At 59.4% G+C, this 14,836-nt stretch carries 15 protein-coding genes and 1 tRNA gene; all 16 read right to left on the minus strand.

Annotated features, from left to right (window positions below; translation table 11 throughout):
* Positions 1-12: 12 nt before the first annotated feature.
* The 16 genes from N434_RS19015 to N434_RS19090 all read right to left on the minus strand — a co-directional run bounded on the left by N434_RS19015 (position 13) and on the right by N434_RS19090 (position 14,819).
* Positions 13-1,524 (minus strand): NADH-quinone oxidoreductase subunit M, encoded by a 1,512-nt coding sequence (locus N434_RS19015; RefSeq protein WP_110759874.1) that lies wholly within the window; start codon positions 1,522-1,524, stop codon positions 13-15.
* On the minus strand, positions 1,524-3,521 hold the full coding sequence (gene nuoL / locus N434_RS19020; RefSeq protein ID WP_065115441.1) for an NADH-quinone oxidoreductase subunit L: 1,998 nt from the start codon (positions 3,519-3,521) through the stop codon (positions 1,524-1,526). The genes N434_RS19015 and nuoL overlap by 1 nt, the downstream gene beginning before the upstream one ends.
* A 7-nt stretch (positions 3,522-3,528) precedes the next feature.
* A complete protein-coding gene (nuoK, locus tag N434_RS19025; protein ID WP_003521516.1) occupies positions 3,529-3,837 on the minus strand; it encodes an NADH-quinone oxidoreductase subunit NuoK in 309 nt (102 codons plus the stop codon).
* A gap of 28 nt (positions 3,838-3,865) precedes the next feature.
* On the minus strand, positions 3,866-4,480 hold the full coding sequence (locus N434_RS19030; protein WP_003521517.1) for an NADH-quinone oxidoreductase subunit J: 615 nt from the start codon (positions 4,478-4,480) through the stop codon (positions 3,866-3,868).
* Between the two features lie 136 nt (positions 4,481-4,616).
* On the minus strand, positions 4,617-5,108 hold the full coding sequence (gene nuoI / locus N434_RS19035; protein WP_003496449.1) for an NADH-quinone oxidoreductase subunit NuoI: 492 nt from the start codon (positions 5,106-5,108) through the stop codon (positions 4,617-4,619).
* Positions 5,109-5,144: 36 nt separating this feature from the next.
* Positions 5,145-6,191, minus strand: coding sequence for an NADH-quinone oxidoreductase subunit NuoH (gene nuoH, locus N434_RS19040; RefSeq protein WP_003496451.1), 1,047 nt, complete (start codon positions 6,189-6,191; stop codon positions 5,145-5,147).
* 13 nt (positions 6,192-6,204) lie between these two features.
* Positions 6,205-8,286, minus strand: coding sequence for an NADH-quinone oxidoreductase subunit NuoG (nuoG, locus tag N434_RS19045; RefSeq protein ID WP_110759875.1), 2,082 nt, complete (start codon positions 8,284-8,286; stop codon positions 6,205-6,207).
* A gap of 149 nt (positions 8,287-8,435) precedes the next feature.
* Positions 8,436-9,740 carry an NADH-quinone oxidoreductase subunit NuoF gene (gene nuoF / locus N434_RS19050; protein WP_020012329.1) on the minus strand — a complete coding sequence of 435 codons (1,305 nt, stop codon included), beginning with the start codon at positions 9,738-9,740 and terminating at the stop codon, positions 8,436-8,438.
* 10 nt (positions 9,741-9,750) lie between these two features.
* Positions 9,751-10,848: an NADH-quinone oxidoreductase subunit E gene (locus tag N434_RS19055; protein WP_110759876.1), complete on the minus strand. Its 1,098-nt coding sequence runs from the start codon at positions 10,846-10,848 to the stop codon at positions 9,751-9,753.
* Between the two features lie 16 nt (positions 10,849-10,864).
* Entirely contained in the window at positions 10,865-11,125 is a 261-nt protein-coding gene (locus tag N434_RS19060) for a hypothetical protein (RefSeq protein ID WP_065115438.1), read from the minus strand.
* A complete protein-coding gene (locus tag N434_RS19065; protein ID WP_003496461.1) occupies positions 11,125-12,315 on the minus strand; it encodes an NADH-quinone oxidoreductase subunit D in 1,191 nt (396 codons plus the stop codon). Before N434_RS19065 ends, N434_RS19060 begins: the two co-directional genes overlap by 1 nt.
* 1 nt (position 12,316) lies before the next feature.
* The gene (locus N434_RS19070) at positions 12,317-12,745 is read right to left on the minus strand and encodes a GFA family protein (RefSeq protein WP_110759877.1); all 429 of its coding nucleotides are present in this window, start codon (positions 12,743-12,745) and stop codon (positions 12,317-12,319) included.
* Positions 12,742-13,344, minus strand: a complete 603-nt coding sequence (locus N434_RS19075) for an NADH-quinone oxidoreductase subunit C (protein WP_065115436.1) — start codon at positions 13,342-13,344, stop codon at positions 12,742-12,744. The genes N434_RS19070 and N434_RS19075 overlap by 4 nt, the downstream gene beginning before the upstream one ends.
* Positions 13,345-13,365: 21 nt before the next feature.
* Entirely contained in the window at positions 13,366-13,950 is a 585-nt protein-coding gene (locus tag N434_RS19080) for a NuoB/complex I 20 kDa subunit family protein (protein ID WP_003521524.1), read from the minus strand.
* Positions 13,941-14,306, minus strand: a complete 366-nt coding sequence (locus tag N434_RS19085; RefSeq protein WP_003496469.1) for an NADH-quinone oxidoreductase subunit A — start codon at positions 14,304-14,306, stop codon at positions 13,941-13,943. The genes N434_RS19080 and N434_RS19085 overlap by 10 nt, the downstream gene beginning before the upstream one ends.
* Positions 14,307-14,742: 436 nt before the next feature.
* Positions 14,743-14,819: transfer RNA gene (locus N434_RS19090), tRNA-Asp, on the minus strand.
* Between the last annotated feature and the right edge of the window lie 17 nt (positions 14,820-14,836).

Below are 14,836 nucleotides of genomic sequence, written 5' to 3' on the forward strand. Positions count from 1 at the left end.
CGGGTCCTGTCGTCAATTCATAGAGAGCGCAACATTTTGCGCCGCCTGCAATGCAGCCGAATAGTTGTTTACCAGAAGATCGACCGATGCGGCTGTCGCATCGAACACCGGTGCCGGATAGACACCGAAGAAGATCGTCAACGCAACCAGCGGATAAAGGATGACCTTTTCGCGGGTGGACAGATCGAGCATCGCCTTCAGGCTTTCCTTCTCGAGCGCACCGAAAATCACGCGGCGATAAAGCCACAGCGCATAGGCGGCCGAGAGGATGACGCCGGTTGCCGCAAACAGCGCGACCAGCGTGTTGGCGCGGAATACGCCGACCAGCGTCAGGAATTCACCGATGAAGCCGGAGGTGCCGGGCAGACCGACATTGGCCATGGTGAAGATCATGAAGGCGACGGCATATTTCGGCATGTTGTTGACGAGGCCGCCATAGGCCGCGATTTCGCGGGTATGAAGACGATCATAGACAACGCCGACGCAGAGGAAGAGCGCGCCCGACACGATACCGTGCGACAGCATCTGGAAGATCGCGCCCTGCACGCCCTGAACGTTGGCGGCGAAGATGCCCATGGTCACGTAACCCATGTGGGCCACGGAGGAATAGGCGATCAGCTTCTTGATGTCGTCCTGCATCATCGCCACCAGCGAGGTGTAGATGATGGCGAGAACCGACAGCGTGAAGACGAAGGGAGCGAAATAATCCGAAGCCAGCGGGAACATCGACAGCGAGAAGCGGATGAAACCGTAACCGCCGAGCTTCAGCATGACGCCGGCAAGGATGACGGAACCGGCGGTCGGCGCCTGAACGTGGGCATCCGGCAGCCAGGTATGCACCGGCCACATCGGCATCTTCACCGAGAAGGCGGCGAAACAGGCGAGCCAGAGCCAGGTCTGCATGCCCGCCGGGAAGCCGTATTTCAACAGTTCCGTCATGTCGGTCGTGCCGGCCTGCCAGTACATGGCCATGATGGCGAGCATGGTCAGAACCGAGCCGAGCAGCGTGTAGAGGAAGAACTTGTAGGATGCGTAGACACGATCCTTGCCGCCCCAGACGCCGATGATGATGAACATCGGGATCAGCGTCGCTTCGAAGAAGACGTAGAAGAGAACCGTATCCAGCGCCACGAAGACGCCGATCATGACGACTTCCAGAAGCAGGAAGGCAATCATGTATTCCTTGATGCGCTTTTCAACCGATTCCCAGCTTGCCAGCACGCAGAAGGGCATGAGGAAGGTGGTGAGGATGACGAACAGCATGGAAACGCCGTCGACACCAAGATGATAGGCGGCGATGTTACCGAACCAAGCGTGTTTTTCCACCATCTGGAAACCGGGGTTCGAATTGTCGAAACCGATCCAGATGAACAGCGACACCAGGAAGGTGAAAACGGTCGTCAGCAGCGAGACATTGAGAATGTTGCGGCGTCCATAAGGGCCGTTCTCATTTGTCAGCAGCAGGAGCACCACGCCGACGAGCGGCAGAAAGGTGACCGTTGAAAGAATAGGCCAATCGGTCATCAGAGGGCACTCCCGAGCATCATCCAGGTGACAAGCGCCGCGATGCCGATCAGCATCGCAAAGGCATAATGATAGAGGTAACCGGATTGCAGGCGGACCATGCGGTTGGTCACGTCAACCACACGCGCTGCAATGCCGTTCGGTCCATAGTGGTCGATGACGGCGACGTCGCCCTTCTTCCACAGGAAGCGACCGAGCGCCTTTGCGGAACGAACGAAGAGGAAGTCATAGAGTTCGTCGAAGTACCACTTGTTGAGAAGGAACTGGTAGAGGCCACGATGGGTCTCGGCCAGACGCTTCGGCGTCTCCGGCGACTTGATATACATGTACCAGGCGGTCACGAAACCAAGGGCCATGGCGAAGAACGGGCTCCACTTCACCCACAGCGGCACGTGGTGGAATTCCTCGAGGATCTCGTTTTCCGGAAGCGTGAACAGAGCGCCCTTCCAGAACTCGGCATATTCATGGCCGAAGAAATAACCTTCGAAGGCAACACCGGCAAAGATCGCGCCAACCGTGAGGATGAAAAGCGGGATCAGCATGACCATCGGCGATTCATGCACATGGTGCATGACGTCGGCGGACGCGCGCGGCTTGCCGAAGAAGGTCATGAAGGCCAGACGCCAGGAATAGAAGCTGGTGAACAGCGCTGCGATAACCAGCAGCGTGAAGGCGAAGCCGGACAGAACCGAATGGGACGCGTAAGCGGATTCGATGATGACGTCCTTCGAGAAGAAGCCGGCAAAACCGATCATCGTGCCCGGAATACCAACGCCGGTCAGCGCCAGCGTGCCAACGGTCATGGTCCAGAAGGTAATGGGGATATGCTTGCGCAGGCCACCCATGTAACGCATGTCCTGCTCGCCATCGACGGCATGGATGACCGAACCGGCGCACAAGAACAACAGGGCCTTGAAGAAGGCGTGCGTGAAGAGGTGGAACACGGCCGCGCCATAAGCGCCGACGCCGAGCGCCACGAACATGTAACCGAGCTGCGAGCAGGTCGAGTAGGCGATGACGCGCTTGATGTCGTTCTGCACGAGGCCGACGGTTGCTGCGAAGAAGGCGGTGATCGCACCAATCAGCGTCACGACGGTGAGCGCATCATGCGACAGTTCGAACAGCGGCGACATGCGGGCGACGAGGAAGACGCCGGCCGTGACCATGGTTGCGGCATGAATGAGGGCCGAAACCGGGGTCGGACCTTCCATCGCGTCCGGCAGCCAGGTGTGCAGCAGGAACTGCGCCGACTTACCCATGGCGCCCATGAAGAGCAGCAGGCAGACGCCCGTCATTGCATTGGCCTTGTCCAGATGCATACCGAACAGGTTGATGACGGTTTCCGAGGAGGCCGCGCCTTCAGCCGGCAGATAGGTCGCAGCGGCAGCGAAGATGGTTTCGAAATTGATCGAGCCGAACAGCACGAACACGCCGCCAATGCCGAGAATGAAGCCGAAGTCACCGACGCGGTTGACGATGAAGGCCTTCATTGCGGCGGCCGAAGCGGACGGCTTCTTGAACCAGAAGCCGATCAGCAGGTAGGACGCCAGACCCACGCCTTCCCAGCCGAAGAACATCTGCAGCAGGTTGTCGGAGGTCACCAGCATCAGCATGGCGAAGGTGAAGAGCGACAGATAGGCGAAGAAACGCGGACGATGCGGATCGTGGTGCATGTATCCGATCGAATAGAGATGCACCAGCGTCGAGACCGTGTTGACGACGACAAACATCACCGCCGTCAGCGTGTCGATGCGGAAGGCCCATTCGACGTCGATGCCGCCGGACTGGATCCAGCGCAGCACGGTGACCTTGATCACCTCGCCCGGCTCGCCATGGGCGAGTGCCACGGTGAAGAAGACGATCCACGACAGGATAGCGACCACGATCATCAGACCGGTGGTGACATATTCCGAAGCCTTGGCGCCGATCGAGCGGCCGAACAGGCCGGCGATCAGGAAGCCGATCAGTGGAAGAAAGACGATAGCCTTGTAGATCATAGCCTTATCAGCCCTTCATCATATTGACGTCTTCGACGGCGATCGATCCGCGGTTGCGGTAGAAGACAACGAGTATTGCAAGACCGATGGCCGCTTCGGCGGCTGCAACAGTCAGAATGAACAAAGCGAAGACCTGGCCGACAATATCGTTCAGGAAGGCCGAGAAGGCCACCATGTTGATGTTGACCGCAAGCAGGATAAGCTCGATCGACATCAGGATGACGATGACGTTCTTCCGGTTGAGGAAGATACCGAAGACGCCGATCGTAAAGAGGATGGCGCTGACCGTCAGGTAGTGGGAAAGACCGATTTCCATGTTCTGTTTCCTTGGATCCGTTCGCGCCTCAGATGCCCTGGCCCGGCTTGACCTTGACCGTGGTGACGGCGGTCTTCGGGTCGCGGCCGACCTGCGTGGAGATATCCTGCCGCTTGATGTCGGTGCGATGACGCAGCGTCAGCACGATGGCGCCGATCATGGCCACCAGCAGCACGAGACCGGCGAGCTGGAAGAAGTAGACGTAATTGGTATAGAGCACGTCGCCGAGCGCGGCCGTATTGGTGCGTTCGGTGACAGGCGGGATCGGCATGGTGATGGACTTGGCCGCAATCGGGTTCAGCATGCTGCCGCCGACCACAACGATCAGCTCGGCCGCCAGGATGACACCGATCAGCGCCCCGACAGGCGCATATTGCAGCACGCCCGAGCGAAGCTCGGCGAAATCCACATCCAGCATCATGACGACGAAGAGGAACAGCACCGCCACCGCGCCGACATAAACCACCAGCAGGATCATGCCGAGGAACTCGGCGCCCGTCAGCAGGAACAGCGCGGCTGCGTTGAAGAAGGTCAAGATCAGAAACAGCACCGAATGAACAGGGTTCTTCGATGCGATGACCATGAACGCAGACGCCACGGCGACGAAAGCGAATATATAAAAGAATACAGCGTGCAGACCCATCTTGGTGCCTTCTTGTCCTCATCGGGCAAAGATGGCTCGAAGGCCCCTCACCCGTTTCGTCCCCGCCGGCGAAAACCGCGCAGGCATTTTACTTTTCATCGCTCTCCGGGGTCGCCCCCGGAAAGACGGTTGCACCTTAACGGTAAGGTGCATCCAGTGCGAGGTTGCGTGCGATTTCACGCTCCCAGCGGTCGCCATTGTCGAGAAGCTTCTGCTTGTCGAAATAAAGCTCCTCGCGGGTCTCCGTCGCGAATTCGAAATTCGGGCCTTCGACGATGGCATCCACCGGGCAGGCTTCCTGGCAGAAACCGCAATAGATGCACTTCACCATGTCGATATCGTAACGCACCGTGCGGCGGGTGCCGTCATTGCGGCGCGGGCCGGCTTCGATGGTGATCGCCTGAGCGGGACAGATCGCTTCACACAGCTTGCAGGCGATGCAGCGTTCTTCACCGTTCGGATAACGGCGCAGCGCATGTTCACCACGGAAACGCGGAGAGACCGGGCCCTTTTCGAAAGGATAGTTCACCGTTGCCTTCTGTTTGAAGAAGTGGCGCATCGTCAGCAGGATCGCGCCGACGAACTCCTTGAGGAACAGCGAATTGACGGCTTGGGAGAGGCTTGCCATCTCAGTCTCCAGATCTTTGAGCGAGGAGTTCGGACATCAACCAGCCCACCCCGTCAGCTTCAATACGAATGCAACAATAACGACCATGGCGAGCGACAGCGGCAGGAACACCTTCCAGCCAAGGCGCATGAGCTGGTCATAACGGTAACGCGGAACGAAAGCCTTGGTGAGCGCTATCATGAAGAAGACCATGCAGCCCTTCAGCGCGAACCAGACGATGCCCGGAACCCAGTTCAGGAACCACACATCCACGATCGGCAACCAGCCGCCCATGAACAGGATCGTCGTCAGGCAGCAGATCAGCACGATCGCAGCATATTCGCCGAGCATGAACATCATGTAAGGCGTGGAACCGTATTCGACCATGTGACCGGCGACCAGTTCCGATTCCGCTTCCGGAAGGTCGAAGGGCGGACGGTTGGTTTCGGCAAGGCCCGAAATGAAGAACACGATGAACATCGGGAACAGCGACAGCCAGTGCCAGTCGAGGAACGAGGCCGGCAGGCCGAGCATGGTGCCGAGGCCGGTCTTCTGGGCAAGCACGATATCCGTCAGGTTAAGCGAGCCGACGCAGAGCAGAACGGTGACGATGACGAGACCGATCGACACTTCATAGGACACCATCTGCGCGGCGGAGCGCAGCGCGCCGAGGAACGGGTACTTCGAGTTCGAAGCCCAGCCGCCCATGATGATGCCGTACACTTCAAGCGAGGAAATCGCGAAGATGTAGAGAATGCCGACATTGATGTTGGCGACCACCCAGCCTTCATTGAAGGGAATGACCGCGTAAGTGGCGAGCGCCAGTGTCACGGCGACCAGCGGCGCCAGAAGGAAGACGGCCTTGTTGGCGCCAGCCGGAATGACGGGCTCCTTCAGGATGAACTTCAAGAGGTCGGCGAAGGACTGGAAGAGACCGAAGGGACCAACAACGTTCGGACCACGGCGCAGCTGCACGGCCGCCCAGACCTTGCGGTCGGCAAGCAGCAGGAAGGCGATGGCCACCAGAAGGCAAACGAGAAGCAGCAGGGACTGGCCGACCATGATCAGCGCGGGCCAGACGTAGCTCCAGAAAAACTGTTCCATAAATCCCCTACCCTTACTCTGCCGCAGCCTTGAAATTGTTGCGGGCCAATGCGGAACACTCGGCCATGACGGCGGAGGCGCGCGCAATCGGGTTCGTCAAATAAAAGTCTTTTACCGGCGAGGCAAACGCCGACTTGTTGAGCGAGCCGGTCTTGCCGGCCAAAGCCTCGATATCCTTGCCGTTACCGGCTGCGATCTCGTCGGTTTCCGCCAGATGCGGATGCGCGACGAAGAGCTGGCCACGCAGGGCCGACAGCGAATCGAATGGCAGCTTCTTGCCGAGAACGTCGGATAGCGCGCGCAGGATCGCCCAGTCTTCGCGGGCTTCACCCGGTGCGAAACCGGCGCGGTTGCCCACCTGCACGCGGCCTTCGGTGTTGACCCAGATACCGGATTTTTCGGTATAGGCCGCGCCCGGAAGGATGACGTCGGCGTTCATCGCGCCCTGATCGCCATGGCTGCCGATATAAACGGTGAACTTGGCGCCCTTGTTCGACAGATCGAGTTCATCGGCGCCGAGCAGGAACAGAACATCCATGGAAGCGACCATTTCAGCGGCGGCAACACCGCCCTCACCCGGCACGAAGCCGATATCGAGACCGCCAACGCGGGCAGCGGCAGTGTGCAGAACGGAGAAACCGTTCCACTCTTCGCTGACAGCGCCAACCGAAACGGCAAGCTTTGCAGCAGCAGCGAGCACGGCGGCACCATCGGCGCGGGCAAGAGCGCCCTGACCGATGATGATCAGCGGGTTCTTGGCGGACTTCAGCTTGTCAACGAAGCTGTGCGAGCCGTTGGCCAGATCGGAGAGCGTTTCAGCACCCGAGCCGAGATATTCATAATTGTAGCGCAGTTCGCCAGCTTCGCCGATCACGCCGATCGGGAAACCGCCACGACGCCAGCGCTTGCGGATGCGGGCGTTGAGGACAGCCGCTTCGAAACGCGGGTTAGCGCCAACGATCAGCAATGCGTCCGCCTGCTCGATGCCTTCAATGGTGGAATTGAAGATGTAGCTGGCGCGACCCAAAGACGGATCAAGCGCTGCGCCATCCTGACGGCAGTCGACATTGGCCGAGCCGAGCGAGGCAAGAAGCGACTTCAGCGCGAACATTTCTTCAACGGAAGACAGATCGCCGGCGATCGCACCGATCTTGTTGCCGGATGTTGCGGCAACAGCCTGCTTGATCGCACCGAAGGCTTCGCCCCAGGTGGCGGGCTGCAGCCGGCCATCCTTGCGGACGTAAGGCCGGTCAAGGCGCTGCGTCTTCAGGCCATCCCAGATGAAGCGGCTCTTGTCGGAAATCCACTCTTCGTTGATCGCCTCGTTGACACGCGGCATGACGCGCATGACTTCACGGCCACGGGTATCGACGCGGATGGCCGAACCGAGCGCGTCCATCACGTCGATGGTTTCGGTCTTGTTCAGTTCCCACGGGCGGGCGGTGAAGGCGAAAGGCTTCGAGGTAAGAGCGCCGACCGGGCAGAGGTCAACAACGTTGCCCTGCAGCTCCGAGGTCATCGCCTGCTCGAGATAGGTGGTGATTTCGGCATCTTCGCCGCGGCCGATAAGGCCAAGTTCAGCAATGCCGGCCACTTCCGTGGTGAAACGGACGCAGCGCGTGCAGTGGATGCAACGGTTCATGACCGTCTTGACGAGCGGGCCGATATATTTGTCTTCAACCGCACGCTTGTTTTCCGCATAACGCGAACCGGCGATACCGAAGGCCATGGCCTGGTCCTGCAGGTCGCATTCGCCGCCCTGGTCGCAGATCGGGCAATCCAGCGGATGGTTGATGAGCAGGAATTCCATCACGCCTTCGCGGGCCTTCTTGACCATCGGCGTATTGGTGAAAACCTCAGGCAATTCGCCGTTCGGGCCGCCGCGAACGTCGCGCACGCCCATGGCGCAGGAGGCGGCGGGCTTGGGCGGTCCGCCCTTCACCTCGATGAGACACATGCGGCAGTTACCCGCGACCGACAAGCGCTCATGAAAACAAAAGCGCGGAACTTCAGCACCCGCCTCTTCGCACGCCTGCAACAGCGTGAAATGATCCGGAACCTCGATCTCTTTACCGTCAACCTTGAGCTTTGCCATGGTTCTACTTACGTCCTGTTGCCTGTTCGTCCCATGTCTCACACGGTCCGCAACAAATCCTTAATCGCGCCCGGCACTGATATCGTCTGCCAGACGCTTCATGGTGTCGCGAGGCCGGAAATTTCCGGCTCCGCCTGAAGCCTTGTTGCTTATTCAGCGGCTTCCAGAACAGCGCCATCATCCATGGCCCTGTAGGTATATTGGTCGATGCGCTTTTCGATTTCCGGACGGAAATTGCGGATCAGCGCCTGTACCGGCCATGCGGCGGCGTCGCCGAGCGCACAGATGGTGTGGCCTTCGATCTGCTTCGTTACTTCAAACAGCATGTCGATTTCGCGCTTCTGGGCGTTGCCCTTGACCATGCGCTCCAGCACGCGCCACATCCAGCCGGTGCCTTCGCGGCACGGCGTGCACTGGCCGCAGCTTTCATGCTTGAAGAAGGCCGCGATGCGGGCAATCGCCTTGATGACGTCGGTGGACTTGTCCATGACGATCATGCCGCCAGTGCCGAAAGAGGATTTCACTTCGCGCATGCCGTCGAAATCCATGATGGCGTCCTTCATGTCCTCACCGCGCACGATGGGGCAGGATGCGCCGCCGGGGATGACGCCGAGCAGATTGTCCCAGCCGCCGCGAATGCCACCGCAATGGTGTTCGATCAGCTCGCGGAAGGACAGGCCCAGCGCGTCTTCGAAGGTGCAGGGACGCTCGACATGGCCTGACACCATGAACAGCTTGGTGCCGACATTGTTCGGACGGCCGATCGACGAGAACCAGGCCGCACCGCGACGCAGGATGGTCGGCGCAACGGCGATGGATTCAACGTTGTTGACGGTCGTCGGGCAGCCGTAAAGACCCATATTGGCCGGGAACGGGGGCTTGAGGCGCGGCTGACCCTTCTTGCCTTCGAGGCTTTCGAGCAGAGCCGTCTCTTCGCCGCAGATATAGGCACCCGCGCCGTGATGGACGTAGATGTCGAAATCCCAGCCGTTCTTGTTGTTCTTGCCGAGCAGGCCGGCATCGTAACATTCGTCGATGGCCGCCTGAAGCGCTTCACGCTCACGCATATATTCGCCGCGCACGTAGATATAGGCGGTATGCGCGCCCATCGCGAAACCGGCGATCACGCAGCCTTCGATCAGCGTATGCGGATCGTTGCGCAGGATTTCGCGGTCCTTGCAGGTGCCGGGTTCGGATTCGTCGGCGTTAACGACGAGATAATGCGGACGGCCGTCATTTTCCTTCGGCATGAAGGACCATTTGAGACCCGTCGGGAAGCCGGCGCCACCGCGACCGCGAAGGCCGGAAGCCTTCATCTCGTTGATGATCCAGTCACGGCCCTTTTCGATGATCTGCTTGGTGCCGTCCCAATGGCCGCGCGCTCTCACGCCCTTCAGGGACTTGTCCTTGAGGCCGTAGAGATTGGTAAAGATGCGATCCTGATCTTTTAACATGCTTCACCTCTTACCGCGGCTTCTTGCCGAAGACCCTGATATACTCGGCTTCGCCACCCTTGGCGAGCGCCTCGGCCTGCTTGATCCACTCATCGCGTTCAATGCGGCCCTTGAAATTCAGATAACCGTCGACCCAGTCGCATTCGGCCTTTTTCCAGCCGGCGACCTGCGCGAAGGTGAAGATGCCGAGTTCGTGCAGCGTGCCTTCAATCTTCGGACCAACGCCGGAAATGAGCTTCAGGTCGTCGGGCGTTGCGGGCTTTTCGATGCCGGCCGGACGATCCTTGGAATCGAGCGACGGCTTCGCAGATCCCGAAGCTTCCTTTTCGGCGGTCTTCACATTCGCTTCGGCAGCTTTCGGCGCGGTCGCAGGTGTCTTCAGCTTCGGATCGGTTTCCGGGGCGTCCGTCTTCGGCTTGGCGGCGTTGGACGGCGGAACCGGTGCGGCATCCGCAGGCGCTTCGGCCGGCTTGTCGAGATTGGAACGATCCGGCTTGATCTCTTCCGTCAGCGTCGTCAGGCCACCGACCGGGACCGACTGGTGACGGTCGATCTGCGGGCCGGTCTTGACCGTGTCGCCCTTGCCTGCCTCGAACGTGTCGATGATCTCTTCCAGACGCTCGGGCGTCAAATCCTCATAGGCATCCTTGAAGATGATGACCATCGGCGCGTTGACGCAGGCGCCCTGACATTCCACTTCTTCCCAGGACAGCGTGCCGCTCTCATTGGTGTGCAGCGGATCGTGGTGGATCTTCTTGCGGCAGACATCCATCAGCGCTTCCGAGCCGCGCAGCATGCAGGGCGTGGTGCCGCAGACCTGAACGTGGGCGCGCGTGCCAACCGGCTTCAACTGGAACTGGGTATAGAAGGTCGCCACTTCCATGACGCGGATATAGGCCATATCCAGCATGTCGGCGATCTTTTCGATGGCGGCGCGGGTAACCCAGCCGTCCTGCTCCTGCGCACGCATGAGCAGCGGGATGACCGCCGATTGCTGGCGTCCCTCGGGATATTTCTTGATCGTCTTTTCCGCCCATGCGGTGTTTTCCGCATTGAAGGCAAATGCCACGGGCTGGAACTGATCTTCGGCTAGTCGACGAACGGACATACTTCCTCACGCCTTTTCAGTTTAACGTCTCACAACGCGATCTCGCCACCGTGACGAATTCGCAGGCGTAAGCCGCCTTGTCTTTCTGCATGAACACGATGAACTTGCTGCCATTGGGAACCGAGGCCTTGATCTCGTATCCCGACGACAGAAGCTGCTTGATGGTCGAAGAGCCGCCGCTCGACAGCGATACGCCACCCTCGCCCGTCGCCGTCTGGGCGAGAGCGGGAGCAGACATCGCTGCGAGAAAAGCCGGTATGGCCAGCGGCAGACGCATCAGCGGTCGACCTCCCCGAACACGATGTCGAGGGAGCCGAGCACGGCTGTAACGTCAGCAAGCTGATGGCCCTTGCACAGGAAATCCATGGCCTGCAGGTGTGCGTAGCCCGGCGCGCGGATCTTGCAGCGATAGGGCTTGTTGGAACCATCAGCGACCACGTAAACGCCGAACTCGCCCTTCGGCGCTTCGACGGCGGCGTAAACTTCGCCGGCCGGAACGTGGTAACCTTCGGTGTAGAGCTTGAAGTGGTGGATCAGCGCTTCCATCGAGCGCTTCATCTCGCCGCGCTTGGGCGGAACCACCTTGCCGTCCAGCGAGGAGACCGGGCCGATGCGGTGCTTGCCGGACAGAAGATCGACGCACTGCTTCATGATCTTCACGGATTCGCGCATTTCCTGCATGCGGATCAGGTAACGATCGTAGCAGTCGCCGTTCTTGCCGACGGGAATGTCGAATTCGAGATCGGAATAGCACTCATAGGGCTGCGCGCGGCGCAAATCCCAGGCAGCGCCCGAACCACGCACCATCACGCCCGTGAAACCCCAGGCGAAGGCGTCCTCAAGCGAGACGACGCCAATATCGACGTTACGCTGCTTGTAGATGCGGTTGTCGGTCAAAAGGCCTTCGATATTGTCGAGAACGGTCAGGAACGGGTCGCACCATTTGCCGATATCGTCGACCAGTTCCGGCGGCAGGTCCTGATGCACGCCACCCGGACGAACGTAAGCCGAGTGCATGCGGGCGCCGCAGGCGCGCTCATAGAACACCATCAGCTTTTCGCGCTCTTCGAAACCCCAGACAGGCGGTGTCATGGCGCCGACGTCCATGGCCTGCGTCGTCACGTTCATGATGTGCGACAGGATGCGGCCGATTTCCGAATAGAGAACGCGGATCAGCTGGCCGCGCATCGGGATTTCAAGGCCCAGCAGCTTTTCGACGGCGAGCGCGAAAGCGTGTTCCTGGTTCATCGGCGCGACGTAGTCGAGGCGATCGAAATAGGGAACGGCCTGCAGATAGGTCTTGGTCTCGATCAGCTTTTCGGTGCCGCGATGCAGGAGACCGATATGCGGATCGACGCGTTCGACGATTTCGCCGTCCAGTTCCAGAACCAGACGCAGCACGCCGTGCGCGGACGGGTGTTCCGGACCGAAGTTGATCGTGAAATTGCGGACGTTATGCTCAGTCATTCTAGTGCTCCGCCGAGGTGATCATGGCGATGAATTCGGGGCCGGTCATGTTCTGCGTGGTTTCTGCGAAGGAATAGCTCGAAGGCTTCTCATCCGTGAAAATCTGCGACGCGAACGTGAAGCTGGAAGGGTTGTCGAACGCCTGCAGCGAAACGGCGAAATGCTTGCCGTCCTTCGAGCGCCACATCAGCGTGCTGCCGCAATTCTTGCAGAAGCAGCGCTCACCCCATTCCGACGAGGAATAGACGCCGAGGCTCTCTTCGTTTTCGACGGAGATATCAGCGCATTCCACAGCCAGAAACGCACCGCCGGACCAGCGGCGGCACATGGAGCAATGGCAAGCGCCGAATTCGCGGGCACCGATGACGGCCTTGAGGCCGACGGCGCCGCAAAGACATTGTGCCTGCTCTGTCGCGGGGGCTTGGCTCATTGCTTGGCCTTTTCGTCGCCCGGGAGAACATATTCGGTTCCTTCCCAGGGGGAGAGGAAATCGAAGTTGCGGAATTCCTGCTTCAGTTCGACCGGTTCATAAAGAACCCGTTTCAGAACGTCATCGTAACGCACTTCCACAAAGCCGGTAACCGGAAAATCCTTGCGCAGCGGGTGGCCTTCGAAACCGTAGTCGGTGAGGATGCGGCGAAGATCCTTATGGCCTTCGAACGGAATGCCATACATGTCCCAGGCTTCGCGCTCGAACCATTCGGCACCCATATAAACGGAGGTCGAAGACGGTACGCCCTCGTCTTCCGCCACCTGCAGCTTGACGCGCACGCGCAGGTTCTGGCGCGGCGACAGCAGGTGATAAACGACATCGAAACGCTTTTCGCGCTGCGGCCAGTCGACACCGCAGATATCGATGATGTTGACGAAACCGCACTGCACGTCGTCACGCAGGAAGGTCAAAAGCGCGATCACGCTTTCAGGCGTCGTGTTCAGCGTCAGCTCGCCATAGGCGATATCAGCCGACACCAAGAGGGAACCGCGCGCTTCCTTAACGTAAGCAGCAAGATCGTTGAGAGCTTCGCTCATTACTTAATCCGTCCTTTGCCCTTAGCGCTCGATCGTACCGGTACGACGAATCTTCTTCTGCAGCAGAAGCACGCCGTAAAGCAGCGCCTCCGCCGTGGGGGGACAGCCCGGAACGTAGATATCCACCGGCACGACGCGGTCGCAGCCGCGCACCACGGCGTAGGAATAATGGTAATAACCGCCGCCATTGGCGCAGGAGCCCATGGAGATGACGTAACGCGGCTCAGGCATCTGGTCATAGACCTTGCGCAGCGCCGGAGCCATCTTGTTGGTCAGCGTGCCGGCGACGATCATCACGTCCGACTGGCGCGGCGAAGCGCGCGGGGCGACACCGAAGCGCTCCATGTCGTAACGCGGACCGGACGCCTGCATCAGGCCTTCGACGGCGCAGCAGGCAAGACCGAACTGCATCCACATCAGGGAGCCGGTACGGGCCCAGGTGATCAGTTCGTCGGTCGAGGTGACGAGAAAGCCCTTATCGGCCAGCTCGTCGTTGATTTCCGTGAAGTAGGCATCGTTGCTGCCAACCGGCTTGCCGGTCGAGGGATCGATGATCCCCTTCGGCTGCGGCGCAACGAGCGTGGTGTTGTTCTGGCTCATGCCCATTCCAGCGCTCCCTTCTTCCACTCATAGATAAAGCCGATGGTGAGGACGAGGAGGAACACCATCATCGACCAGAAACCGAACCAGCCCATCTCGCCGAAAGACACCGCCCATGGGAACAGGAAGGCGACTTCCAGATCGAAGATGATAAAGAGGATCGACACCAGGTAAAAGCGGATATCGAACTTCATGCGGGCATCGTCGAAGGCGTTGAAACCGCACTCGAAAGCAGAGAGCTTTTCCGGGTCCGGCGCCTTGTAGGCAACCGCGAAAGGCGCGATGAGAAGCGCCAGGCCGATGACGAGAGCGATACCGATGAAGATTGCGATCGGAATGTAGGAACTGAGGAGTTCAGTCATGGTCTCTTCCCTGCCCGGCCGGGTGCCGGGCCTGCCTTTGTGACCTTAAGTCTCAAAGAGCGGACAAATATGTTGCAACGCCAAAGTGGTTAGCGCAGCCGCGCCCTCTCTGCAAGAGTTTAGGCACCATTTCAAGACACCTGCCGCATTGATTGGCAACAATATTGCCAGAATTGACGCAAATTTGGGCCACAATTCCGACCTAAGCCCCTCAAATACAATAATAATCGATTGAACGACGCAACCGCAAAAAAGTCACACGAATTTTATGTCAGAAAGACAGCGAAGTGACGATTTTCAGAAATCGAAACCTGACTAAAAAAAGCAGGAAAAATCACACCACAAACGACCGGAATCAGCCGCCTGGATCGCCAATGGCGAAGCGCGCCGACGGCGCGTTAATCAGTATTGTGAGGGGACATTTCAGGAAATGAAATGGCGCGAGTGACGGGGCTCGAACCCGCGACCTCCGGCGTGACAGGCCGGCACTCTAACCGACTGAGCTACACCCGCGCACCACAGACATTCAT

It is taken from the genome of Rhizobium sp. UGM030330-04, assembly GCF_003208455.1.
In the GTDB taxonomy this organism is placed as follows: Bacteria; Pseudomonadota; Alphaproteobacteria; order Rhizobiales; family Rhizobiaceae; genus Agrobacterium; species Agrobacterium rhizogenes_A.